The following is a 23,375-nucleotide window of genomic DNA, read 5'->3' as shown; positions in this document are numbered from 1 at the left end:
CCCGTTTCCCTAGTTCAGCGGTCCGCCGGCGACGTACAGCACCTGGCCGGAGACGAATCCGGCCGCCTCGCCCGTGAAGAAGGCGATGGCGTTGGCGATGTCGTCGGGCTCGCCCACGCGCGCGACCGGGATCTGGGTGGCGGCCGCGGCCTTGAACTCCTCGAAGCCCATGCCGACGCGCTCGGCGGTCGCGGCGGTCATGTCGGTGGCGATGAAGCCGGGGGCGACGGCGTTGGCGGTGATGCCGAACTTGCCGAGCTCGATGGCGAGGGTCTTGGTGAAGCCCTGGAGTCCGGCCTTGGCGGCGGAGTAGTTGGCCTGGCCGCGGTTGCCGAGCGCCGAGGACGACGACAGGTTGACGATCCGGCCGAAGCCCGCGTCCACCATGTGCTTCTGGATGGCCTTGGTGACCAGGAACGAGCCCCTGAGGTGCACGTTCAGGACGGTGTCCCAGTCAGAGACGCTCATCTTGAACAGCAGGTTGTCGCGGAGCACGCCCGCGTTGTTCACGAGGATCGTCGGCGCGCCGAGCTCCTCGGCCACGCGCGCGATGGCGGCCTGCACCTGGGCCTCGTCGGAGACGTCCGCGCCGACCGCGATCGCCCGGCCGCCGGCCGCGGTGATCTTCTCCACGGTGTCCTTGCAGGCGGCCTCGTCGAGATCGATCACGGCGACCGCGCGGCCCTCGGCCGCCAGTCGTACGGCGGTGGCCGCGCCGATGCCGCGCGCGGCGCCCGTGACCACGGCTACCCGCTGCTCAGTGGTGGACATTGCTGTTCTCCTCGCCCTTGAGAAATCGACTTGGGAAAACGACCTGGGAATGTACGGCCCGTTGGGTGAGCGACCGCTTAGTACCTTCAGCACCCGTGACGCTAGAAGCCATGGCACGCGGTGTCAACGTCACACGAGCGGCGTGTGATCCATTACCTGACCAGCAGCTCGAGCAGACGCTCCGGTTCGGCGGCCGGATCGGTGGTGAGGCCGGTGTGCACGGGGCCCGGCTGGACGACGGTGGAGCGGGGTGCGATCAGCCAGCGGAAGCGCCGTCCGGCGTCGTCGCGCGCTGCCTGCCCGGCCGCCGCGCCCCCGGCGCAGACCCCTTCGACGGCCTGGAGCGCGGCCCGCACGCCGGCCACGTCCGCGTGCGGGTCGAGCGCCCGCAGCCGGGCTTCGTCGAGGTGGGTGCGCACACCGACGTAGGCCTTGGCGCGGCAGTACACGAGCACCCCGGCGTTGATGCCCTCGCCGCGTTCGATCCGGGGGACGACCCGCAGCAGGGCGTACTCGAAGACCTCGCGGTCGTCGGTGCGGCCGCCCCTGATGATGTGGCGCTCGGTCACTGGATCCCCTCGATCCGCTGGTGGACGACGGCCGCGCGCGCGAGCAGCGGCCGTGCGTAGGTCCGCCGGAGCTCGTCCGGCGACTCGAAACCGGGCTCGTCCGCCAGCCAGGCGTCCGGGATCTCGGCGGTGACCTCGGCGAGCAGGTCCTCGGTGACCCGGGGGGCCAGTTCGGCGGCGGCAGCGGCGACATCCGGCGCGAAGGGCTTGAGGACGTGGTCCGAGGCGTCGTAGGGGCGGGCGGCGGACTTCTCGGCGCCGGGCCAGTTGTGCTGCCAGATCATGGTCGCGCCGTGGTCGATGAGCCACACCTCGCGCCGCCACCACAGCAGGTTGGGGTTGCGCCAGGAGCGGTCGACGTTGTTGACCAGCGCGTCGAACCAGACGATCCGGCCGGCCTCCTCGGCGTCCACCGGGAAGGCGAGCGGGTCGAAGCCGAGCGCTCCGGAGAGGAAGTCCATGCCGAGGTTGGTGCCGCCGCTGGACTTGAGGAGCTCCTGCACCCGCTCGTCGGGCTCGCCCAGTCCCAGGTCCGGGTCGAGGTCGAGCGTCAGGAGCCGCGGCACCCGGAAGCCGAGCCGGCGGGCGAGTTCCCCGGCCACCACCTCGGCGACCAGCGTCTTGCGGCCCTGGCCTGCCCCGGTGAACTTGATGACGTACGTCCCGTGGTCGTCGGCCTCGACGAGCCCCGGCAGCGAGCCACCCTCACGCAGGGGCGTGATGTAGCGGGTCGCGATGGCTTCCTTGAGCATCGCCCCAGGTTACTGGCCGACAGCGAAGCGATAGCTCCGCTTTACCCGGCGCTGGTCCCGAACGCGTTTAGATCTCGACATCGTCTGAACACCCCGAGTCGGGCGACCGTACCCATGGACAGCTCCACCACGTCCGCGTTGGAAGGAATGTCAGCATGACCAGCGAACTGCCCCATCCCGTTCCGGCTCCTGCTCGCCGTACCGTCGTGGCCGCGGTGGGCGCGGCGGGACTCGCCGTCGCGCTGACCGCGTGCGGATCGGGCGACGATTCCTCCGACTCCTCCTCGGGCACCCAGGCGGGTGCGAATGCGAGCGGTGGGGGTTCGAGCGCGAGCTCCGGCAGTGGCTCCGGCGGCACCGTCCTGGCGAAGACCTCCGACATCCCCGAGGGCGGCGGAAAGATCTTCAAGGACCAGGGTGTCGTGGTGACCCAGCCGGCGGCGGGCACCTACAAGGCCTTCTCGTCCAAGTGCACGCACGCGGGCTGCGCGGTGGGCAGTGTGGCCAACGGCGTCATCCACTGTCCGTGCCACAACAGCGAGTTCTCGGTCGAGGACGGCAGCGTCAAGAAGGGGCCCGCGACCAAGGCGCTGCCGGCCGAGCAGATCACCGTGAGCGGGGACTCGATCACGCTGGCGTGACCGGTGTGCGCCGGGTGTGCCGAAAGCCGGCCAGCACCTCGTCCGTGGTCGCGAGGGTGGCGACGAGGGCGAGCGTGTGACGGATCATCGCCGGGGTGTAGTCGGAGGGCACCCCTGCGATGGCGTCCGTCACCACCACGGCGCGGTAGCCGCGGTTCACCGCGTCGAAGACGGCGTTGGGGACCGCCACGTTGGCGGAGACCCCGGTCACGACCAGGGTGCGGCAGCCGAGGTTGCGCAGCAGCGCGTCGACCTCGGTGCCCTGGATCGGCGACAGTCCGTGCAGCCGTCGTACGACGAAGTCCTCCTCGCTCACCTCGATCGGGGCCGCCACCCGCACCGCGGTGGTCCCGGACAGCTGCTGGACGGGCAGGCGTTCGGCGGCGTGGAAGAGGCGGGCGTTGCGGTTGGCGCCGCGCCCGTCCGGACGGCGTTCGGCGATCGCGTGGATCACCTGGACCCCGCTGCCGTGCGCGGCGGCGACCAGTCGGGCGACGTTGGCGAGAGCTCCCGAGGTCTGTGCCGCCCGGGCGAGTTCGGGCAGGGCGCTGTCCGGTCCGACGACGCCCTGCTGGCACTCGACGGTGAGCAGGACCGTGGCCTCGGGATCGAGCAGTTCGCTGAGTCGTTCGTACGACGGCACGGTGGCTCCTCGTCGCCGGTGGTCCGGAGCCGGTGACAGTAGTCACCATTGCGTGGGGACGGAAGACGACCCATCCTTTTCTGACGTGATGTCAGAGGATCTCTCCTCTGACACGACGTGAGAGAAAGAGGGGGACGTATGACCGTCACTCAGCGTCGGGGCCGGAAGATCATGATGACGCCGGGCGAGCTGGACGAGTTCCTCACCAGCCAGCGCACCTGCCGGGTCGCCACGGTTTCCGCCGATGGCGCTCCGCATGTGAGCACGCTCTGGTTCGCCTGGGACGGCACCTCGATGTGGCTGTACTCGGTGGTGAAAAGCAAGCGCTGGACCGACCTCCGCCGCGATCCCCGGGTCGCGATCGTGGTCGACACGGGCGAGGAGTACGACGAGTTGCAGGGTGTCGAGCTGTCCGGGACCGTGGACTTCGTGGGCGAGGCGCCGCGCACCGGCGAGCTCCGCGCCGAACTCGACGTCCCGGAGACGCTGTTCGCCCGCAAGAACTTCCGCCTGGAGGAGATGCCGCACGACGGACGGCACGCGTGGATACGGCTGACCCCGGAGAAGATCGTCTCCTGGGACTTCCGCAAGCTGGGCCCCGCGTAGTCCGGTCCGGCGGACGGGGCCCGACGGCGAGGACGTCTCAACGGGGGCCTCGATCGGCTCGCTCCACCGGACGGAGTCAAACGGCTTTCTCCGCCGCCGACTTCAGCGCCTCGACCGCCGCCCGGATCGACGGGCGGCGGTCGGCGTCCGCGCGCCACACGGCGTAGATGTGCCGGCTGACCGACTGCCGTACGGGCACGGTCCGCACGCCCTCCGGGACCGGCCCGCGCCCGAGCCGGGGTGCCACGCACACACCGAGTCCGGCGCCCACCAGGGCGAGCTGGGTCGGGTGCTCCTCCGCGCGGTGCGCGACGCGCGGTTCGATGCCCTTGGAACGCAGGGTGTGCATCAGCCACTCGTCGCAGAACTCGCCCTCGCCCCAGGTGATCCAGTCGTCGTCGGCGAAGTCCTCCAGGTCGACCTCGCCGCGCCGCGCGTGCTGGTGGGTCACGGGCATCGCCACGTCGGCCGTGTCGTCGACGATCGAGGCCTTGACCAGCCCCTCCGGCATGGCCAGCGGCTTGTTGTACCAGTCCAGGACGACCGCGAGGTCGAAGTTACCGCGGATCACGGCGAGGACCGCGGCTTCCGGATCCATCTCGCGCGAGCCGATCCGCAGGGCCGGATGCGCCGAGCGCAGTGCGCTGATCGCGGCCGGGAACAGTCCACGCACCGCCGTCGGGAACGCGGCGAGCCTCAACTCCCCCACCACCTGACCGCGTTGGGCCTCCAGGTCGGACTGGGCGAGTTCGACCTGGGACAGGATGCGAGCCGCGTGGTCGGCGAGAAGCCGGCCGGCGTCGGTGAGCCGCACCCCCCGGCCGTTCTTGGCGAGGAGCTGCTGGCCGACCTCGCGCTCCAGCTTGGACATCTGCTGCGAGACGGCCGAGGTCGTGATGTGCAGGCCCTCGGCGGCGCCGCTGACCGAGCCGTGCCGGGCGAGGGCGTCGAGGGTGCGCAGGCGCTCCAGGTTCAACATGTAAGCAATGCTACGAGATATCTCGCTGGAAAACTCGCTTGTGCTACGAGATCGTGTGCTGGACCCTGGTCGGCATGACCACCGCGACCGTCACCGAAACCCCGGCTCGGGCCTCCCGCCGCCCCGCCCTGGACTGGCGTCTGCGCTTCGGCGTGCTCTCCCTGATCTGGGGGTTCAGCTTTCTGCTCATCAAGGTGGGCACCGAGGCGTACGCGCCCTTCCAGGTGACGCTCGGACGGCTGGTGTTCGGGACACTGGTGCTCGCGGCGGCGATGGTGGTGAAGCGGGAGCGGCTCCCTCGCGGGGTGCGCACATGGGGGCATCTGGCGGTCGCGGGGCTCCTGCTGAACGCGCTGCCGTTCTCGCTCTTCGCCTACGCGGAGCTGACGATCCCGTCCACGCTGGCGGGGATCTGCAACGCGACCTCGCCGTTGTGGGGGATGCTTCTGTCCCTCGTCGCACTGTCCGAGGACCGGCCCACGCGCGTGCGTGTCGCCGGGCTCGGCCTCGGGTTTCTGGGGGTGCTGACGGTTCTCGGCGCCTGGCAGGGGTTCAGCGGGCTGGACGCCAGGGGGACGGCCATGGCGCTGCTGGCCTCGCTCAGCTATCCGGTCGGGTGGATCTACGTGCGCCGGACCCTGGCCGGGGTGGGGCACTCCCACATATCCCTGACAGGGGCTCAGTTGCTGCTGGCCACGCTTCAGCTGGCGGTCGTCACACCGCTGTTCGCCGGGATACCGACGCACATCGAGGTGCTTCCCCTGCTTGCCGTCGCGGCTCTGGGTGCGCTCGGTACGGGAGTGGCCGTGCTCCTGCAGTACGGGCTGGTGGCGGAGGTGGGGCCGACGACCGCGCAGATGGTCACGTACTTCATTCCGGTCATCGCCACGGGGGCGGGGATCGCGGTGCTCGGGGAGTCGGTGAGTTGGTCGACGCCGGTGGGGGCGGTGGTCGTTCTCGCGGGGGCCGCGCTGACTCAGGTGCGGCGGGGCGCCTAGCGGGGTGGGGTGTGCGGATCGGTGGCGACTGCGGGTTCGTTGTGGCTGGTCGCGCAGTTCCCCGCGCCCTTGAAGGCAGCTCACCTTCCCCCTTACACGTAATTCCGGGCAGGTGAGGGGCCCAAGGCCCTCGCGATCGCGTCCGCCAAGGGGGCGACCTCGGCTGCCGTCATCGTCGATACGGTCACCCGGACCCCCTGCGGTGCGCCCATCCTGAAGCGGGCGCCCGGGGCCACCGCCCAGCCTGCGTGCAGGAGGCGGGAGACCGCACCCGTCTCGTCCGGGACCGGGATCCACACGTTGAGGCCGCTGCGGCCGTGGGCCTCGACTCCGCGTTCGGCGAGCGCGTCGATCAGCCGGTCGCGGCGCTCGCGGTAGGCGGTCGCCACCTCCGCCGTGTCCAGTACGCCGTCCGCCCACAGGTGCACCACCGCCCGCTGGGTGACGCGGCTGACCCAGCCGGGGCCCAGGCGGTGGCGGCCGTGGACCCGGTCGACGGTGACCTCGTCGCCGGTGAGGACGGCCAGGCGCAGATCGGGTCCGTAGGCCTTGGCCACCGAGCGCACGAAGGCCCAGTGGCGGGTGACTGCGGCCAGCGGATGCAGGGGGAGGTCGACGATGCCGTGGCCGTGGTCGTCCTCGATGAGGAGGGTGTCCGGGTGATCCTCCAGGACCGCGCGCAGGGCACGCGCGCGCGTGGCGGTCACCGAGGCGCCGGTCGGATTCTGGGCCCGGTCGGTGACGATCAGGGCTCGGGCGCCCGACTCCAGGGCGCGGCGTACGTCTGCGGCCCGCGGCCCCTCGTCGTCCACGCCCACCGGGGCGATCCGCAGGCCGAGCGCCGGGACCAGGTCGAGGAGGCTGCCCCAGCCGGGGTCCTCCACGGCGACCGTGTCGCCCGGCTTGAGGTGGGCGGCCAGGACGCGCTCGATCACGTCGAGGGATCCGGAGGCCACGGCGAGCGGGCCGCCCGGGACACCGTCCGCATCCAGCGACTTCCGTGCCAGGCGGGCCAGTTCGGGGTCCACGGTCGCCTCTCCGTACAGGACCGGCTCCCGGTCGCCCTGTTCGGCGGCCGCCGCGAAGGCCGGCGCCAGCGGGGGCAGCAGCGCCGGGTCCGGGTTGCCGTTCGCCACGTCCCGCACGCCCTCCGGTACGTCCACCCGGATGTAGTCGCGGCCCGTGGTCGCCGGCTTCGACCGGACCCGGCTGCCCCTGCGCCCGGCGGTCTCGATGACCCCGCGCTCACGCAGGGTGCGGTACGCGGCCGCGACCGTATTGGGATTCACGCCCAGCTCGGTCGCCAACTCCCGCATGGGCGGAAGCAGTTGGCCGGGCCCCAGCTCTCCGGAACCCACCGCACGCTCGACGCTCGCCGCAATCTCCGCTGCGCGTCGCCCTTCGATCCGATATTCTCCTAGCACAAAGCATATTATGCACTAGTGCAATGGAGAACGCAATGCAGGGGACCGCAGCGACCACGCCGGAGCCGACCGCCTACGCGCCGACCGACCGCACCGTCCCGACCCGCTCCCCCGGCCGGGCCTCGTACGACAGAGAACTGGTGCACTCGATACTCGACGAGGGGTACGTCTGCCATCTCGGCTTCGTCCGGGACGGCGCCCCGGTGGTGTTGCCCACGCTGTACGGCCGGGTGGGCGAGCGGCTCTACGTCCACGGCTCGACGGGTTCGCGCCCGCTGCGGATGACCGGCGAGGCCGACCCCGGCCTGCCGGTGTGCCTCACGGTCACGCATGTCGACGCGCTGATCCTGGCCCGCTCGGCCTTCCACCACTCGATGAACTACCGGTCGGTGGTGGTGCACGGCCTCGCGTACGACGTCACGGACCCCGAGGAGAAGCGCCTCGCCCTCGACGCGCTGGTCGACCATGTGGTCCCTGGGCGGGCTCGCGACTCCCGCCCGGCGAACAAGAAGGAACTGGCCGCCACCGCCGTCATCCGCCTCGACCTCGACGAGGTCTCCGCCAAGCTCCGCACCGGCGGCGTCAACGACGAGCCCGAGGACCTCGCCCTGCCCCACTGGGCCGGCGTGGTCCCGCTGCGCAAGGGCTACGGCACCCCGGTCGCCGACGGCGACCTGGACCCCGGCACCGAGGTCCCGGACTACCTGGCGGTGCTCTGATGCTGATCCACCCCTGGGACGCGGCCCGTGACGACGCCGAGTGGCAGCAGTGGCTCGCCGTCCACGACTTCGGGCAGCTCGCCGTCAACGGCACCGCGGGCGAGCCGCCGTTCGTCCAGCCGCTGCACTTCGTCTACGACCCCTCGCGGGGCGAGGCACTCACCCACCTCGCGCGGCCGAACCCGCTGTGGGGTGCGCTGGAGGCGAGTCCGGACTGCCTGCTGAGCGTCGTCGACGACTACGCGTACGTCCCGGGTCCGTGGCAGGCAGAACCGGACGGCCCCGCCGAGCACGGCACGCCCACGAGTTTCTACGCGGCGGTCCAACTGCGCTGCCGGGCCCACGTGGTGGACGACCCGGCGGATAAGGCCGTACTCCTGAACCACCAGGTCGGCCACTTCCAGCCGGAGGGCGGCTCCGCACGGGTGGCGGTGGGCGAGGTGCCGTACGGGCGGACGCTGTCGGGGATCCGCGGGCTGCGGCTCGAAGTGACCGGTGTGCGGGCGAAGTTCAAGTACGCCGGCAAGAGAACCGCCGAGGTCCGGGAGCGGATCGCGGACGGACTCGCGGACCGGGGCGGTCCGGGGGACGCGGCGGCGCGCGAGCATCTGCTGCGGCGGCAGCGCGCCTGAGGCTGAGAAAGGGGCCCTTCACGGAGAAGGGCCCCTTCGCCCGTCAGGCGACCGCGCGCGCCTCCGTCACCGCGAGCCCCCCGACCGCGCCCAGCATCAGCAGGGTGCCGAGAAGGACGGCCGGGGTCAGGCGCTCGCCGAACACCAGGACGGCCAGCACCGCCGCGCTCACCGGTTCGAGCAGCATGATCACGGCGACGGTGGTGGAGCGGACGACCGCGGCGGCCGCGAAGTAGAGGCCGTAGGCGAGAGCCGTCGGGACGGTCGCCAGGTAGGCCAGCAGGCACAGCAGCAGGGCGGGTCGGGCCGTGTGCGGAAGCAGCCCTTCGGCCAGCGCGAGGGGCAGCAGACAGATGCTGGTGACCGCGAACACCGCTACGGACGTCCCGGCGGACTCCGCCCGGGCCGCGCGGGTGATCAGGGTCATCACACAGCAGCCGGCCGCCGAGAGCAGCCCGAGCAGCACACCCAGGGGGTGCACCGACGCCCCCGCGCCGCCCAACGTCAGCACACCGAGTCCGGCGAGTGCTCCGGCGACAGCGACGGCTCCGCCCCGACCGAGCCGCTCCCCGAGGCTCAGGCGTGCCCCGAGCGCGATGAGCACGGGACCGGCGCCCAGGGTGACGACGGTGGCCACGGCGAGCCCGGTGGACCGTACGGCGGCGAAGTAGGCGGTCTGGAACACCGCGAGCCCGACGCCCGACGCGCCGACTCGCAGGGCCCTGCGCCCCAGCGGTTCCGAGACGGCCATACGCGCGCGTGGCCGTACGGGACGGACTGCGAGGAGCACCGCCAGGCCGGCCGAACAGCGCCAGAAGGACAGGGACACCGGGCCCAGGTCACTGGTCCGGTAGACCAGTGCGGCGACCGCCCCCGCGGTGCCCCAGGTGGCACCGGCGACGATCAGGTAGATGAGGCCTCGCCCGACGGGCAGGCCTGAGGAAGCATGTGACACGTGTTCTCTCCGCAGTCGCGCCGAGGCGCGGAAGTTCGGAAGAGGACGCCCGCTCGGTGGCAGGGGTCCGCGGACTTCGTCTGCGGGCAGCACCGTTCAGCCCGGCGGCATGGCCGGGCATGGTCTCCGGAGGGCCCGCCTCAGGCGGCCGGCGGAGAGGAGATGAGCGTGCGCGTATGCATGCTCCGGGAGCCTAGGCGGCGTTCTCCCGGGCGGACAACCGACTTTCGGCGCCACCGGCCGCGACCGGCTCCGCGGAACCCTTGGACGGGGTCGAGGACTGCGCGATGAAGGCACCCAGCAGGACGACCGCGCCGCCCACGATCTGCGGGGCCGAGAGGTGCTCGCCGAGCAGGACCCAGGCGAGGACGGTCGCGACGACCGCTTCCAGACAGGCCACCACTCCGGCTATCGCGGGCGAGAGCCTGCGTACCGAGACCACGCCGGTGACATAGGCGAGGACGGTGGCGATCAGCACGATCCAGCCGAGCAGCAGTCCGGCCGCCACCGGGGTGCCGTTCATGTCGGCGCGCTGCGCGAGGACGGAGAAGTCCATGGTCCACGGGTGGGCCACGGCCGTCAGGACGACGGTGCCGACGAGGAGGCCGTACGCGATCACACCGAGCGGGTCGGGGGCCTGGTCCCCGGAGTCGCTGCCCTGGTCGGACAGGACGAAATAGCCGACCTGGCAGCAGGCGGCGCCGAGCGCGAGGAGCAGTCCGAGGGCGTCGAAGCTGAGGCCCGACCAGACCTCGACGACACAGGCGAGCCCGCCGACCGCGAGGACCACACCGAGCGCGGCGGCGCGGGTGACCGGCCGTCGCTGCACGAACCGCACCCAGCCGAGCACCAGGGCCGGGGCGAGGTACTCGACGAGCAGGGCCACACCGACCGGGATGCGGGAGATGGAGGCGAAGTAGAAGGCCTGTACGCCCGCCACACCCAGCAGCCCGAAACCGGCGAGCAGGGCCGGACGGCTGCGCAGGAGCGCGCGGTGGCGGACGGCGAGCGGCAGCATCACCAGGGCGGCGCCCGCCACCCGCAGCCACACCACGTGGAGCGGGTCGAGACCCGCCTCGATCAACGGCTTGGCCGCGACCCCGGATCCGCCGAAGGCGAGTGCGGACACCAGCGCGAGACCGAGCCCGACTCCCCTGCCGCCACCGGCCCTGCTGCTCTCAGACGTATGCACCGACCCATGATGACAGGGCACGACATGAGCGTCACCCCCGTTGACTCCTGTCTCAGCGGCTGGACCGCGGCGGGCCGCCCCACAGCCCTCCGGGCAGGCGGCCGTGGATCCGCGCGGACACGGCCCGCGCGTCGATTCCCGCACGGGCCAGCACCTCGACGGCCCGCGACTCGGGGTCCGCCAGGATCGCCGCGAGCAGGTCCATCCCGCGGGCGGGTCCGTCGGCACGGTGCTCGGCCCGGGCGCAGGCGTGGTCCATGGCGCCCGCGGCGAGCGGTGAGAAGCCCTCGGCCGCCGTCACGACAGGCACCGCGCCGGAGTCCTCGACTGTGCCCTGCCAGCGCAGCCCATAACCGATGCTGCGCTGCACGAGATACCCGAGGAGCCGTGGCAGCTGGGGTTCCGCCTCGAGGACGGCGTACGCCTCGGCGTCGGCGTCCAGCAGCGAGTGCAGCAGATGGGCCGTGTCGATCTGCCGGTCCCCGCCCCTGAGCGCGCGCCTGCGGGCGCCGGACACCACCGCTGCCAGTTCCGCGCTGAGCCTGACATCGCCGTCCGGACGGGCCGGCAGCGGGCCGCTCTGTTCGCGGGCCGACTGCCGGGGGATACGGGGGTGCACGTCCCCACCCCATCAGTCCCACCGCTTCCTGACATCCCCGAGGGGAAGCATCTTCGGGTCCCACGGAGAGCGGACGGCGGAGCCGGGATCTCCTCCTTGCGGATGACATCAGGCGTTTCCGTCCCGGTGGGCGCGCGCCGCCTTGTCGTGCGCCCCTGGCGCAACCGCCCCACGAGAAGCAGTACGTACGCCCCGAAGGACGCGCGGCTCCCCGACCTGTTCTGGGAGGCGTGGCACTGTCACGACGAAAGCGCGTTCCCGCGCGTGGGACCTGTTCGAGGCGGCGGTGATACGGCGGGTGGGCTGAACGCCCCCTTTGAACATCGCTCCGCACTCCACTTCCTGACGGTTCATCAGTATTGAATGTTGGGCCCGCTGCGGCTACTTTCCGCGACACCACAGACCGACACGAAGAGGTGGCCGCATGGCGGAAATCAGCGCGGAGGCACGCATCCCGGCACCCGCGGAGAAGGTCTGGGCCCAGCTCACCGACTGGTCCGCGTACGGCGAGTGGAACGCGACCCACACCAGCTTCCCCAAGGGCGGCCCGACGGTCCTCGAACCGGGCGGGACCTTCCAGGAGAACATGAAGCTGATGGGTTTCCCCGCCGAGGTCGAGTGGACCATCGACCAGGTGGAGCCGGCCCGGCTGTTCGCCATCCGGGGCATGGGCCCGATGGCGGTGAGCGTGGCCACGCGCTACACCCTGACGCCCGACGGCGACGCCACCACGGTCCGCATCGACGGCGAGTTCACGGGCGCAGCCGTCTCCCTGATGGCGGGCAAGCTGAAGGACTCGGGGACCGCCGCACTGAACGAGTCGCTGCGAAAGCTGGCCGGACTGGTGGTGTGAGCGCCGCACCAGCGCACGAGTGAGCGCCGCGCAGGCGCCCGCTGAGCACACGAAGGCGCCCCGCGGATCGCTCCACGGGGCGCCTTCTGATCGCCGTACGGCTGCCGGCCCCCGTCCGGGGGCTCGTCTCAGCCCTCGTCGGCGAGGATGAGGTACAGCTTCTTGCGGGCCTCGTTGATGACGGCCACCGCCTTCTCGCGCTGTTCCTTGCTGCCGGTCTTCCAGACCTGCCCGAAGGCTTCCATCAGGCCGAAGCCGGCCTGCCGGATCTCGCCGAGTGCCTCGAAGTCGATGCCGCGGGAGGCTTCCTCCCAGGGCGCCTCGGGGCCCTCCTCGGCCGCGGTACGGCCGGCCTCGGTGAGCGAGAACAGCTTCTTGCCGCCCTCGGTCGCACTGGCGATCAGCCCCTCGTCCTCCAGCAGCTGAAGGGTGGGGTACACCGAGCCGGGGCTGGGCTTCCACGCCCCGCCACTGCGCTCGGCGATCTCCTGGATCATCTCGTAACCGTGCATCGGCCGGTCCTTGAGCAGGGCCAGGATCGAGGCGCGCACGTCTCCGCGCCGCGCCCTCCCCCTGGGGCCGCCCCGGCCCCTCGGCCCCCAGGGTCCGGGGCCGAAGCCCGGCCCTCCGAAGCCGGGGCCACCGGGACCGCCCGGCCCGAAGGGCCCGAAGGCACCCCGCAGGCTCTCGGGACCACCACGGCCCCGACGACCGGCTCCACCATGTCCACGCTCGAATCCGTGGGAACGCATCGCAATCACTCCATCCATCGTTGATCTGTCGCGATGCGTCAACGATATATCGGAACCGATCGCATGACAAGGCCCTGAATACAGCCTGCTCACCCCGGCGGTCACGCCCAGCAATACGGTGACAACCAGTGCGGCGCGCAGTTCGGAATCCTCGGCAGCGGGCAGGACGCACGGACGTGATCGGCTGCAGCCTGGTCGGTGAGCATCGATCGCATCATCGCCGGCGTGCCCTCAGGAAGGCCGCCGAGCTTGAGGCCGAGCGAGGCCAGCAGATCTCGCCGATCTCTACGCCACCGACGCGGTGCACGAGTTCCCGTTCTCCTCCCCCAGCTTCGAGGGGCGTGAGGCCGTGCGCGCCGGCTACCGGGCAGCGCGGGGCGCCGGCCCCGTCCAGGTGGAGGCGGTCAGGAGGGTCGCGGCCTACGACACCGCCGATCCCGAAGTGAGCGTCGCGTTCACCGTCCCCGGCCTCCTGATACTCCACGTCCGCAACGGACCGGTCACGCGAGTCCGCGACCACCTGGACGGCTTGGGCGTCGCAAGCGCAAGGACAGGACGCATGCGCCCTGTCCCATCAGCCAAGGCGCAGCAGCGACCGAACCAACCGTTGAGACAGGACCTCACCCCAAGGCAGCGCCCAACGTGGTGGCCATCAGGTCGATGGCTTCCCTTCCGGCCGCCACCGGGCCCGTGTGGGTGAAGTAGTGGTCGACACCCTCGAAGACGCGGTGGGTGACCGGGACGCCGGCGGCCTCCAGGGCCTTGGCGTAGGCGTCTCCCTCGTCGCGCAGGCGGTCGTTCTCCGCGGTGATGACCAGGGCGGGGGGAAGTCCGGCGAGATCGTCGGCGAGGGCGGGCGAGGCGTGGGGGTGGGCGCGGTCCGCGGGGTCGGGGACGTAGGCGGCGGTGAAGATCCGCATGAGCCGCGGGCCGAGCAGCGGCTTGGCGATGAGGGACCGCTTGGTGGCCGGGTCGGCGACCTGGTCCAGCAGTGCCGAGTCCAGGATCTGGAGGCGGGGCGTGAAGGTGCCGCGTTCCCGGGCCAGCAGGCAGACAGCGGCGGTGAGGTTGGCCCCGGCACTGTGTCCGCCCACGGCGAGCCGCGAGCCGTCCCAGCCGCCGGCGGCGCCGTTCTCGGCGACCCACGCGGTGACGTCGTAGGCCTGGGTGACGGGTACGGGGTACGGCCGCTGCGGCGCGACCGCGTAGTCGACGTTGATCACGACACAGCCGGCGGTGGCGGCAATGTAGCGGCAGATGTGGTCGTCCTGCTCGGGGCGGGCCACCACGAACCCGCCGCCGTGGAAGTTGACGTACACCGGGGCGGGGGCCTCGGTGGTGGCCGACGGGCGGTAGACGGTGCACGTCACCGGCCCGGCACCGGTCTCCACCCGGAGGGTCTCGGTACGCGCCGGGATGTCGGTGAAGCGCAGGTCGTCGTGTACGCGGGACATCACACGGCCGAGCAGGAGCTGGATCCCCCTGGCCTGGATTCCGGGGCTGAAAGGCATGGCTGAGCACCCATCGCTACAAGTTTAAACAAACAGGATTCCTGATAATGAGTGCTCGCCGACGAGAGCGCAATGGGCGGAGCGCCACTCCCCTCGTCGACGCCGGACGGACGGTCGGCGCAGTCTCCGTGAAATCGGTCCAGCGGCCCGCGATTGGCCTTGTCCCGAGCACAAGATCACGCCGTACCGTCAGCGCATGCGTATCCGAATCGTCGACGCCTTCACCGACCGCCCGTTCGCCGGCAACCCGGCCGGGGTCCTGCTCCTGGACGACGCCTTCCCGGACGACGACCGGCTCCAGAACATCGCCCTGGAGGTGAACCACGCCGAGACGGCCTTCGCCCACCGGCTCCCCTCAGGCGCCGAGGCCGACTGGGCGCTGCGGTGGTTCACACCCGCCACCGAGGTGAACATGTGCGGGCACGCGACGCTCGCCACGGCCCACGTCCTGTACAGCACCGGCGCCCACCGGGGCCCGGTGCGGTTCGCCACCCGCAGCGGGGTCCTCATCGCCACACCCGGCGAGGACGGCTCGATCACCCTGGACTTCCCGACCGCCCCGCTGGCCCAGGTCGCACTTCCCGAGGGTGTCGCCGGGGCGCTGGGCGCCGAGCCGCTGACCGCCTTCGACACCGGGCCGAACATCGGTGACCTGCTGCTGGAACTGGCCGACGAGAAGACCGTGCACGCCCTGCGACCCGACCTCAAGGCCCTGGCCGCCTACTCCGAGCGCGGCGTCATCGCCACCGCCCGCGCCGAGAACCCGGACCTGGGCCACGACTTCGTCTCCCGCTGCTTCTTCCCGAACGTCGGCATCGACGAGGACCCGGTCACGGGCAGCGCGCACACGGCCCTGGCACCCTACTGGTCGCAGCGGCTCGGCCGTACCGATCTCACCGGACTGCAGGCCTCGCCCCGCTCCGGCCGGGTCCGCACCGCGCTGCGCGGTGAGCGCACTCTGCTGACGGGCCGCGCGGTCACGGTCATCGAGGGCGAGCTGCTCGTCTGACCAAGGGCTTCACGCCCCGAGGGCTTCAGGCCCCGAGGGCTTCAGGCCCCAAGGGCTTCACGCCGTGGGCAGCCAGCCCACCTTGCCCGCGAGCAGCGCGTATCCCACGAACGCCCCGATGTCGAGCAGGGAATGTGCCACCACCAGGGGGCCCACCCGGCCCCACCGCCGGTACAGGTACACGAACACCACGCCCATGACCATGTTGCCGATGAAGCCGCCGATGCCCTGGTAGAGGTGGTAGCTGCCGCGCAGTACGGAACTGGCCACCAGGGCGGTGCCCGGGGTCCAGCCCAACTGGTGGAGCCGGCGCAACAGATAGCCGACGACGATCACCTCTTCCAGGATCGCGTTCTGCATCGCCGAGAGGATCAGCACGGGGTACTTCCACCACACGTCGGGCAGTGCCTCGGGCACCACGGTGAGGTTGAAGCCCAGGCCTCGTGCGGCCAGGTAGAACGCGATTCCGGTGCTGCCGATGACGGCCGCGATCCCGGCCCCGCGGGCGAGGTCGGGCCCGGGCCGGGTCCGGTCGAAGCCGAGGGTCCTCAGGCTCTGTCCCTCGCGCAGCAGGAAGTGCGCGACCAGGAGAACGGGCACCAGGGCCGACGCGATCCCGAAGAGTTGCCAGGCGAGATCCAGCCAGGGGCGGCCGGGCGCGGCCGAGGCGTTGAGGGTCGCCGCCTGATCCTTGAGACCCCCCGGTTTGGTGACCGATCCGACAAAACTGATCAGCGCGGACACACCGCTCGCACCGAGCGAAAGCCCCAGAACGAGCAGCGTCTCGTCACGGAAGAACTTCCGTGAGAGCGCCCTCTGCGGAAAAGAATCGGCCACTGCCCCTTCCTCCGCCTGCACACCTGCCTCCAGTTGAGTAATCCAGCCTCATCCCCATCGCCGCCCCGCTAGGGTCCTTCGAAAGGAATAACGAAGATCGTGCGCATGGCCGTCGGGGGGACGGACGCCGTACGGGGGCGTACCTCCCTCCTTCCTGCCGTACACGGCTGTGCCGGCACGAACATCAGGGGAGGGCACCACCGTCATGGGACGTCACAGCTTGCCCGATCAGTATGGGGCGGGCGGCAGCGACCCCCGCCCACGTGCGCGCCGCCGCACGGTGGCCATCGCGACGGTTCTCGTCCTGACCGTCGCCGGCGGTACGGCCGCCGCCGTCCAGGGCGGTCTGTTCTCCTTCGGCTCCTCCTGCCGGGACGAGGCGGTACGGATCGAGGTCGCCGCCTCCCCCGATGTGGCCCCCGCGCTGCGCGCCGCGGCCGAGCGGGCCGGCGACGAGAGCCTCACCTCCGACGGGCGCTGCGTCGACATCTCGGTGACCGCGCGCGAGTCGTACAAGGTCAGGGACACGCTCGCGGCCGGCAAGGACCCCGGTGCGCAGGTGTGGGTGCCGGACTCGGGCGTGTGGCTGGACCAGATCTCCGCGGACGCGGGCGCGACGAAGGTGGCCCGCGTCGGCAACGTGGCCTCCAGTCCGGTCGGGATGGCGATGGTGCCGGCCGCCGCGAAGTCGCTGGGCTGGCCGAAGAAGACGTACGGCTGGCTCGAACTGGCGGGCGCCACCCTGCGGGACGACTCGCTCAAGCTGGGCGCCGCCGACCCCGCGCGCAGCGCGTCCGGGCTGCTCGCCCTGACCCGGCTCAGCAGTGCGGCGGGCCGGGTCGAGGGCGGGGCGACGCAGGCCGCGGCGATGATGAAGTCGCTCTCGCAGCGCATCTCCGACAGCGACGGCCAGCTCGTGGAGACGCTGCCGCGGGACTCCTCGGGCACCGAGCAGGGCAACCCCAAGCGCAACCAGGCGCTGGTCCTGTCCGAGCAGGCGTCGTTCGCGTACAACTCCTCGGCGGAGTCCGGTGACGGCGGTCTGGACTTCTTCTACCCCGAGGACGGTTCACCGCGGCTGGACTACCCGTACGCGCTCGTCGACCAGACCCGGCTGAGCACGGACGAGAGCCGGGCGGCGATCCGCTTCATGACGTATCTGCGCAAGCCGGAGCAGGAGCAGCTGCTGACCGACCGGGGGTTCAGGACCTCCGACGACCAGGTGTCGGCCTCCCTGGTCGCGAAGGCCGGGGGCAAGGTGCCGCAGCCGTACACGGCGGAGGCCGGTGAGCCCCCCTCCGCGACAGCGCTCCAGGAGGCCCTCGGCACCTGGACGATCACCGTGCAGAGCGCGCGGATCACCACGGTCGTGGACGCGTCCTCCTCCATGTCGGAGGCCGTGCCGGGTACCGGTCGCTCCCGGATGGACGTGACCAAGGGCTCTCTCCTCCAGGCCCTCGCCACCTTCACCCAGGAGGACGAGATCGGCCTGTGGGAGTTCTCCACCAAGCTCGAGGGCGACAAGGACTACAAGGTCCTCGTGCCGACGGACCGACTGGGCGACAGCACGGCGGCGGGCGGCACCCAACGGGAGCGGCTGTCGGCGGCCTTCGGCGGCCTGGAGCCGGTGCCGGGCGGCGCGACGGGGTTGTACGACACCACTCTCGCGGCGTACAAGGAGGCGACCGGCTCGTACGCCGAGGGAAAGTTCAACGCGCTGGTGGTACTGACCGACGGCGTCAACCAGGACCCCGGCAGCATCTCGCGCGGGGCGCTGGTCTCCCAGCTGGAGAAGCTCTCCAACCCCGCACGCCCGGTCCCGCTCATCGTGATCGCGGTGGGCCCCGACGCCGACCGCGCGGAAGCCGAACAGCTCGCCGAGGCCACCGGCGGTTCCGGTCAGCAGGTCAACGACCCGGCCCAGATCCACACGGTGATCCTGAAGGCGATCGTGGCCGCGGGCGCCCAGGGCGGCAGCGGCTGACTGCGCCCGCCGCGGCGGCCCTCACCCCAGCGGCACCGGCTCCGGCAGCCCCACCGGCCAGGTGTGCACCGGCTCCCCCTGGCGCATCAGCTCGCCGTACCGCCGCGTCGTGGCCGCCAGCGCCGCGTCCCGCGACAGTCCCGCCTCCAGTGCCCGGTGGAACGTCGCCGCCTGCCAGGACGCCCCGTTGGCCCGGCGCCGGCACCTCTCCTCGATCACCCCGAGATACAGGTCCCGGTCGGCGGGCTCGACGCCCCACGCCGCGAGCCCCGCCTCGGCCAGCGGCAGCAGTTCGTCGCGTACGAGGCTCACCGCGTCGACCTCGACCGTGCCGCCGTGGCGACCGCGCCGGGGCCAGACCATGCGCGCGTCGATGCCGTGCCGGCAGGCGGCGTCGAAGTTGGCCGCGGCCGCCTCGAAGGGCAACCGGGTCCACACCGGCCGCGACTCCTCGGCGAGGGCGCGGACGAGGCCGTAGTAGAAGGCCGCGTTGGCGATGACGTCGGTGATGGTGGGGCCGGCGGGCAGCACACGGTTCTCGACGCGCAGGTGCGGGACACCGTCGGCGATGTCGTATACGGGCCGGTTCCAGCGGTACACCGTGCCGTTGTGCAGGACGAGTTCCGCGAGCGAGGGCACGCCGCCCTCGTCGAGCACCTTCAGCGGGTCCTCGTCGTCGCAGATCGGCAGCAGGGCCGGGAAGTAGCGCAGGTTCTCCTCGAAGAGGTCGTACGCCGAGGAGATCCACCGTTCCCCGAACCAGGTGCGCGGCCGCACGCCCTGGGCCTGGAGCTCCGGCGGACGGGTGTCCGTGGACTGCTGGAAGAGCGGCGGCCGGGACTCGCTCCACAGCTCACGGCCGAACAGGAAGGGCGAGTTGGCACCGACGGCTATCTGCACCCCGGCCACCGCCTGCGCGGCGTTCCACACGTCGGCGAAGCGCCCCGGGGTGACCTGGAGGTGCAACTGCACGGAGGTGCAGGCGGCCTCCGGGGCGATGGACTTCGAGGTGCAGGTGAGGCGTTCCACCCCGTCGATGTCGAGGACGAAGTCCTCACCGCGCGCGGCCACGATCTGGTCGTTGAGGAGGGTGTAGCGGTCGACGTCGGACAGGTTGGAGGAGACGACGTCGTCCCGGTCGAGGGTCGGCAGAATGCCGATCATCACGATTCCGGCGTCGAGCTCGCCCGCTTTACGGTCGGCATATGCCAGGGAAGTACGGAGTTCCTCCGCCAGCCGGTCGAATACCCTGCCGCCCAGCCGGTGTGGGGCGATGTTGACTTCCAGGTTGAACATGGCGAGTTCTGTTTGGAAATCTCGGCTTGCGATGCGTGCGAGGACCTCTCCATTCAGCATTCTCGGCATACCGTCGGTGCCGACCAGATTCAATTCGATCTCCAGCCCCATCAGGTTCTTGGGGCCATCGAACCGCTGCTCCGCCAGAAGCCGCTCCAGCCCCGTCAGGCAAGTGCGGAGCTTGTCGCGGTAGCGCTGGCGATCGGACAGGTCGAACTGGCCTGCCACGACCTTCTCCCCCATGGAAGGGTCCTTCCTCGTCGCGTCATGAGTCAGGTGGGATGATGCCCCGCCGGAACGATCGGTAACGTCCCGCCGGGTCCCCGGACCCGCTACCCTGTTGGATGTGACCGGTGGCACATTCACTCGGCATGGGGCCGTCAGCAGTTTCGAGTGCCCCGAAGAACTCGTGAAAAACGCCGACGAGAATTGGCCGACCGCTTCCCGCGCCTTCCCCGAGGTCACCGCCGCGAAGCAGCCGCGGTATCGGGATGATTCCCGCGTATCGCCGACCGAATGGCTCCTTGCCCGATACAGCGGAAACGGCTAGCCGAAACACCATCTCAACACATGTCGTATAAACTCCGCGAACAAGGCAGAGGGTTGGCACCCGCGGTCCTGGATCCTGCCATCGAGTGACGTACGGCAGTCCTCACCCGCATCTGCGTCACCGGACCCCGGCCCCCGCCTCTCTGACCCGTGAGCTGACAGCGTCGTCCGCCCCCGCCCTCGTGCCACCGTGCCTGTCGAATGAGAGGCGACCCACCATGCCGCTGCATGTCCCTCCGGCTCCCGCACCCGCACTTCGCTCCGTCCTCACCGCACTCGCCTCGCCCACCGCGGTCCGCGAGGCCCGGACCCCTTCCCTGTTGCGCGCCCAGGGACCCGTCACACCCGAGCTCCCCCTGCCCGTGCACGTCCTGGACGGCACCGCCACCAGGCTGACCGGGTGGCGTTTCCTGATCCGCTGCGGCGAGCGCTCGGTGGCCGCCGCGGAGACCATGCTCACCCCGGACGGCTGGGCGTTCTCGCACTTCTTCGAGGGCCCCTACATCGCGTCCACCGAGCGCGCGCTGCGTCAGGCGGAGGTGATGCAGCAGCCCTACCAACCGCGCCTGCTGTCCATCCCGGGCCTGTACATGCTCGCGCTATGGCTGCACGGCGACTGCGCGGCGGACGCCGGCACGGGCCGCCTCGCCGCCACCGACCTGCTCGTCCCGCTGGCACCCGCCCCGCCCGGCATCGCGGCCCACCGCCCGCACCGGGCCGCCGAGCTGCTCCCGGTCCTGACCCATCGGGTGACCCCGGCCCCGCTGCTCGGCTCACCCGCTTGAAACCTCGCCCCGGACGCTCGTACCCCGCCCCGGAATTCCGGGTAGCGGGGTACGACTCCGTTTGGGCGCCATTGCGGTCGTGGAAAAGCCGCAGGGATCACTCGGAAAGTATTTGCTCGTACGAGCGCACAATGGCTCGGACGAGCCGAACGCGGGACTCTGTCCAGGTGGACTAGCCCTTTCCGGCCCCCTCCAACCACCCGAAGGGACAGTGCGGTTGAGATGAACCGTCCGGCCGGGTGATGCGTCTCCAACCTGTGAAGAAGTGGTGATGCGAAATACCTGCGGATTGGCGCTCGTAGGGCAACACTGGGTTCAGACTGAGTAATCACGACGGGGGACGTCATGACCACAACACAGCGAAAGATCCCACCAATGTGCCAGCACCAGTCACCGTGTCCTACAGCCGACTCCGCCGACCGGGAATCCGCCCGCCTCGTGGCGCACCACCCGGAGCAGGGCTGGAGCCTGCTGTGCAACGGCGTTCTGCTCTTCGAGGACACCGGTGAGCTCCTGCCCGACGGTCGGGTCATCGCCCCGCACCGCCCGCTCGCGGGGGCCACGGCCGCCTGAGCACGCCCGGGCGGGCCGCGTCCCGCCCGGAGACCTTGAGGGGCCGGCTCGCAGCATCGTCTGCGCACCGGCCCCGACGCATGTTCCTCGGCGATCACTCGCTGTGACGCCTTGTGTATGGGGCTACTCTTCCGGAAGACTCCTGGAAGTTTCGAGCGCGACGCTTTCGAGGCTCCGACGCGGAGGTGGGCAAGTGACAACAGGCGAGGCCGGCGCCGAGCCCCGGGCCAGGGTCACCATCACGGAGATCGCCCGGCAGGCCGGAGTCTCGGTGCCGACGGTGTCCCGGGTGGTCAACGGTCGGTCGGACGTGTCCCCGCACACTCGCGCCCGGATCGAGGAACTGCTCCAGCGCTACGGCTACCGCAAGCGTGCCCCGGCCCCCGGCGCCCGTGTCGCCCTGCTCGACCTGGTCTTCAACGACCTCGACAGCCCCTGGGCCGTGGAGATCATCCGCGGAGTCGAAGAGGTCGCCCACGCGGAAGGCGTCGGCACCGTGGTCTCCGCGATCCACGGCCGCTCGGGCGACGCCCGCGAGTGGATGCGCAACCTGCGCGCCCGCGCCTCCGGCGGGGTCATCCTGGTCACCTCGGCGCTGGACACGGTCCTCCATGAGGAACTGCGCGCGCTCGGCGTCCCGTTGGTGGTCGTCGACCCGGCCGGCTCACCCGCGCTGGACGCCCCCACCATCGGCGCCGCCAACTGGTCGGGAGGGCTCGCGGCCACCGAACACCTGCTGTCGCTGGGCCACCGCAGGATCGGCCTGATCGCCGGACCACCGAGGCTGCTGTGTTCCCGGGCCCGCCTCGACGGCTACCGTGCGGCCCTGGAAGGCGCCGGGCTCACCCTCGACGAGGCGCTGGTCGTGCCGGGCGACTTCCACCCGGAGTCCGGTTTCGCGGGGTGCGAGAAGCTCCTCGACCTGCCCGACCCGCCGACCGCCGTGTTCGCGGCCAGCGACCAGATGGCCCTCGGCGCAATCGAGGCGCTGAGGAGGCGTGGACTGAGGGTGCCGGAGGACATGAGCGTGGTGGGTTTCGACGACCTTCCGGAAGTCCGCTGGTCGGCACCCCCGCTGACGACCGTGCGCCAACCCCTCGCCGACATGGGCAAGCTGGCCGCCCGCACAGTCCTCGAACTGGCCCGCGCGGAACACCCGCACTCACCCCGCGTGGAACTGGGCACCGAGCTGGTGATCCGCTCCAGCACGGCACCACCGGCGACGGCCTGACATGCCGGCAGTGGCCTTGAACCGGCCCGTGAGGAACTCCTACGGACTCATCGCGCGCGGGACTGGGCGGGACTGGAGCGAGCTGGCGGTGCGGTCGAACACTGACCGTGCGGTCGAGCACGCCCCCCCGGCCACTGCCCGACGGCCCACGGCGATACCCCCCGACACCACCGCACCCGCCCGCGCGAAGCGGCCCCGCCGACGGCGTCCATCACTCACCGGGCAGCTGAAGCGGTACCTGCCTGATCCGCCACGCCATCCAGAGGGCGAGCCCAATACGTCGGCGGGAACCTGCGGAGTGGGTGCGGACGGCCGACCTTCGCCCGGCCTGACAGGGCCAGGCGAGAACGCTCGGCCCTCGTCGACCTGGGGTGGGCAGGCATTCCTGGCCCGACCTTCCGGGCCAGGCCAAAACGATCGGCCCCCGCCGAGCCGCGCCACAGGCAGGCACTTCCGACGCAGCCCGACCGGCCCAAGCCAGACTGAACGCCTCCC

Annotated in this window: 25 protein-coding genes; 12 read left to right on the top strand and 13 right to left on the bottom strand. The window is 71.2% G+C overall.

Annotated features, from left to right (window positions below; translation table 11 throughout):
* Nucleotides 1-9: 9 nt before the first annotated feature.
* From fabG to ACZ39I_RS16880, 3 genes are all read right to left on the bottom strand, one after another.
* Nucleotides 10-771: a 3-oxoacyl-ACP reductase FabG gene (gene fabG, locus ACZ39I_RS16890; RefSeq protein WP_467245154.1), complete on the bottom strand. Its 762-nt coding sequence runs from the start codon at nt 769-771 to the stop codon at nt 10-12.
* Nucleotides 772-923: 152 nt separating this feature from the next.
* On the bottom strand, nt 924-1,340 hold the full coding sequence (locus tag ACZ39I_RS16885) for a DUF3037 domain-containing protein (protein WP_393605713.1): 417 nt from the start codon (nt 1,338-1,340) through the stop codon (nt 924-926).
* Complete coding sequence (locus tag ACZ39I_RS16880; protein ID WP_451471999.1) at nt 1,337-2,092, bottom strand: HipA family kinase; 756 nt, start codon at nt 2,090-2,092, stop codon at nt 1,337-1,339. The genes ACZ39I_RS16885 and ACZ39I_RS16880 overlap by 4 nt, the downstream gene beginning before the upstream one ends.
* 155 nt (nt 2,093-2,247) lie before the next feature.
* On the opposite strand from ACZ39I_RS16880, the gene ACZ39I_RS16875 reads away from it, so the two are divergent.
* On the top strand, nt 2,248-2,733 hold the full coding sequence (locus tag ACZ39I_RS16875; RefSeq protein WP_467245153.1) for a Rieske (2Fe-2S) protein: 486 nt from the start codon (nt 2,248-2,250) through the stop codon (nt 2,731-2,733).
* Here ACZ39I_RS16875 and ACZ39I_RS16870 read toward each other — a convergent pair.
* Nucleotides 2,720-3,376 carry a cysteine hydrolase family protein gene (locus ACZ39I_RS16870; protein ID WP_467245152.1) on the bottom strand — a complete coding sequence of 219 codons (657 nt, stop codon included), beginning with the start codon at nt 3,374-3,376 and terminating at the stop codon, nt 2,720-2,722. The two genes, ACZ39I_RS16875 and ACZ39I_RS16870, sit on opposite strands and share 14 nt — an antisense overlap.
* Before the next feature lie 138 nt (nt 3,377-3,514).
* On the opposite strand from ACZ39I_RS16870, the gene ACZ39I_RS16865 reads away from it, so the two are divergent.
* Nucleotides 3,515-3,982, top strand: coding sequence for a pyridoxamine 5'-phosphate oxidase family protein (locus ACZ39I_RS16865; protein WP_390003913.1), 468 nt, complete (start codon nt 3,515-3,517; stop codon nt 3,980-3,982).
* Between the two features lie 76 nt (nt 3,983-4,058).
* Here the strand turns inward: ACZ39I_RS16865 and ACZ39I_RS16860 are convergent, their stop codons facing one another.
* Nucleotides 4,059-4,961: a LysR family transcriptional regulator gene (locus ACZ39I_RS16860; RefSeq protein WP_467245151.1), complete on the bottom strand. Its 903-nt coding sequence runs from the start codon at nt 4,959-4,961 to the stop codon at nt 4,059-4,061.
* A gap of 74 nt (nt 4,962-5,035) precedes the next feature.
* Between ACZ39I_RS16860 and ACZ39I_RS16855 the strand changes: the two genes are divergently transcribed.
* Nucleotides 5,036-5,959: a DMT family transporter gene (locus ACZ39I_RS16855; protein WP_467245150.1), complete on the top strand. Its 924-nt coding sequence runs from the start codon at nt 5,036-5,038 to the stop codon at nt 5,957-5,959.
* 92 nt (nt 5,960-6,051) lie between these two features.
* Here ACZ39I_RS16855 and ACZ39I_RS16850 read toward each other — a convergent pair whose 3' ends face one another.
* Nucleotides 6,052-7,383: an aminotransferase class I/II-fold pyridoxal phosphate-dependent enzyme gene (locus tag ACZ39I_RS16850; protein WP_467245149.1), complete on the bottom strand. Its 1,332-nt coding sequence runs from the start codon at nt 7,381-7,383 to the stop codon at nt 6,052-6,054.
* A 35-nt stretch (nt 7,384-7,418) separates the two neighbouring features.
* Between ACZ39I_RS16850 and ACZ39I_RS16845 the strand changes: the two genes are divergently transcribed.
* Both ACZ39I_RS16845 and ACZ39I_RS16840 read left to right on the top strand, forming a co-directional pair.
* Entirely contained in the window at nt 7,419-8,102 is a 684-nt protein-coding gene (locus tag ACZ39I_RS16845) for a pyridoxamine 5'-phosphate oxidase family protein (RefSeq protein WP_451472005.1), read from the top strand.
* Complete coding sequence (locus ACZ39I_RS16840) at nt 8,102-8,734, top strand: FMN-binding negative transcriptional regulator (RefSeq protein ID WP_467245148.1); 633 nt, start codon at nt 8,102-8,104, stop codon at nt 8,732-8,734. The genes ACZ39I_RS16845 and ACZ39I_RS16840 overlap by 1 nt, the downstream gene beginning before the upstream one ends.
* A gap of 43 nt (nt 8,735-8,777) precedes the next feature.
* On the opposite strand, the gene ACZ39I_RS16835 is transcribed toward ACZ39I_RS16840, so the two are convergent.
* The 3 genes from ACZ39I_RS16835 to ACZ39I_RS16825 all read right to left on the bottom strand — a co-directional run bounded on the left by ACZ39I_RS16835 (nt 8,778) and on the right by ACZ39I_RS16825 (nt 11,500).
* Complete coding sequence (locus ACZ39I_RS16835; protein ID WP_467245147.1) at nt 8,778-9,689, bottom strand: DMT family transporter; 912 nt, start codon at nt 9,687-9,689, stop codon at nt 8,778-8,780.
* A 193-nt stretch (nt 9,690-9,882) separates the two neighbouring features.
* Entirely contained in the window at nt 9,883-10,881 is a 999-nt protein-coding gene (locus ACZ39I_RS16830) for an EamA family transporter (RefSeq protein ID WP_467245146.1), read from the bottom strand.
* A gap of 52 nt (nt 10,882-10,933) precedes the next feature.
* Nucleotides 10,934-11,500 (bottom strand): Clp protease N-terminal domain-containing protein, encoded by a 567-nt coding sequence (locus ACZ39I_RS16825; RefSeq protein ID WP_467245145.1) that lies wholly within the window; start codon nt 11,498-11,500, stop codon nt 10,934-10,936.
* 424 nt (nt 11,501-11,924) lie between these two features.
* Between ACZ39I_RS16825 and ACZ39I_RS16820 the strand changes: the two genes are divergently transcribed.
* Nucleotides 11,925-12,353 (top strand): type II toxin-antitoxin system Rv0910 family toxin, encoded by a 429-nt coding sequence (locus ACZ39I_RS16820; RefSeq protein ID WP_467245144.1) that lies wholly within the window; start codon nt 11,925-11,927, stop codon nt 12,351-12,353.
* A 128-nt stretch (nt 12,354-12,481) separates the two neighbouring features.
* On the opposite strand, the gene ACZ39I_RS16815 is transcribed toward ACZ39I_RS16820, so the two are convergent.
* On the bottom strand, nt 12,482-13,105 hold the full coding sequence (locus ACZ39I_RS16815) for a PadR family transcriptional regulator (RefSeq protein WP_352392085.1): 624 nt from the start codon (nt 13,103-13,105) through the stop codon (nt 12,482-12,484).
* A 301-nt stretch (nt 13,106-13,406) separates the two neighbouring features.
* On the opposite strand from ACZ39I_RS16815, the gene ACZ39I_RS16810 reads away from it, so the two are divergent.
* Nucleotides 13,407-13,805 (top strand): nuclear transport factor 2-like protein, encoded by a 399-nt coding sequence (locus ACZ39I_RS16810; RefSeq protein ID WP_467245143.1) that lies wholly within the window; start codon nt 13,407-13,409, stop codon nt 13,803-13,805.
* Here ACZ39I_RS16810 and ACZ39I_RS16805 read toward each other — a convergent pair.
* Nucleotides 13,726-14,616, bottom strand: a complete 891-nt coding sequence (locus ACZ39I_RS16805; protein WP_467245142.1) for an alpha/beta hydrolase — start codon at nt 14,614-14,616, stop codon at nt 13,726-13,728. The two genes, ACZ39I_RS16810 and ACZ39I_RS16805, sit on opposite strands and share 80 nt — an antisense overlap.
* Nucleotides 14,617-14,812: 196 nt before the next feature.
* On the opposite strand from ACZ39I_RS16805, the gene ACZ39I_RS16800 reads away from it, so the two are divergent.
* Nucleotides 14,813-15,625, top strand: a complete 813-nt coding sequence (locus tag ACZ39I_RS16800; protein WP_467245141.1) for a PhzF family phenazine biosynthesis protein — start codon at nt 14,813-14,815, stop codon at nt 15,623-15,625.
* Nucleotides 15,626-15,682: 57 nt separating this feature from the next.
* Here ACZ39I_RS16800 and ACZ39I_RS16795 read toward each other — a convergent pair whose 3' ends face one another.
* On the bottom strand, nt 15,683-16,483 hold the full coding sequence (locus tag ACZ39I_RS16795; RefSeq protein ID WP_451472015.1) for a CPBP family intramembrane glutamic endopeptidase: 801 nt from the start codon (nt 16,481-16,483) through the stop codon (nt 15,683-15,685).
* A gap of 184 nt (nt 16,484-16,667) precedes the next feature.
* Between ACZ39I_RS16795 and ACZ39I_RS16790 the strand changes: the two genes are divergently transcribed.
* The gene (locus ACZ39I_RS16790; RefSeq protein ID WP_467245140.1) at nt 16,668-18,446 is read left to right on the top strand and encodes a substrate-binding and VWA domain-containing protein; all 1,779 of its coding nucleotides are present in this window, start codon (nt 16,668-16,670) and stop codon (nt 18,444-18,446) included.
* Between the two features lie 21 nt (nt 18,447-18,467).
* Here the strand turns inward: ACZ39I_RS16790 and ACZ39I_RS16785 are convergent, their stop codons facing one another.
* Entirely contained in the window at nt 18,468-19,985 is a 1,518-nt protein-coding gene (locus ACZ39I_RS16785) for a glutamate-cysteine ligase family protein (protein ID WP_403667368.1), read from the bottom strand.
* A gap of 524 nt (nt 19,986-20,509) precedes the next feature.
* Between ACZ39I_RS16785 and ACZ39I_RS16780 the strand changes: the two genes are divergently transcribed.
* From ACZ39I_RS16780 to ACZ39I_RS16770, 3 genes are all read left to right on the top strand, one after another.
* A complete protein-coding gene (locus ACZ39I_RS16780) occupies nt 20,510-21,076 on the top strand; it encodes a hypothetical protein (RefSeq protein ID WP_390003873.1) in 567 nt (188 codons plus the stop codon).
* Between the two features lie 375 nt (nt 21,077-21,451).
* Nucleotides 21,452-21,649 (top strand): DUF5999 family protein, encoded by a 198-nt coding sequence (locus ACZ39I_RS16775; RefSeq protein ID WP_352392092.1) that lies wholly within the window; start codon nt 21,452-21,454, stop codon nt 21,647-21,649.
* A 193-nt stretch (nt 21,650-21,842) separates the two neighbouring features.
* Nucleotides 21,843-22,880 (top strand): LacI family DNA-binding transcriptional regulator, encoded by a 1,038-nt coding sequence (locus tag ACZ39I_RS16770; protein ID WP_467245139.1) that lies wholly within the window; start codon nt 21,843-21,845, stop codon nt 22,878-22,880.
* Nucleotides 22,881-23,375: the final 495 nt, after the last annotated feature.

The organism is Streptomyces sp. NPDC024687, from assembly GCF_055559055.1.
Note: the sequence above shows the minus strand (reverse complement) of the source record. Positions and strands in the feature narration are given on the sequence as shown.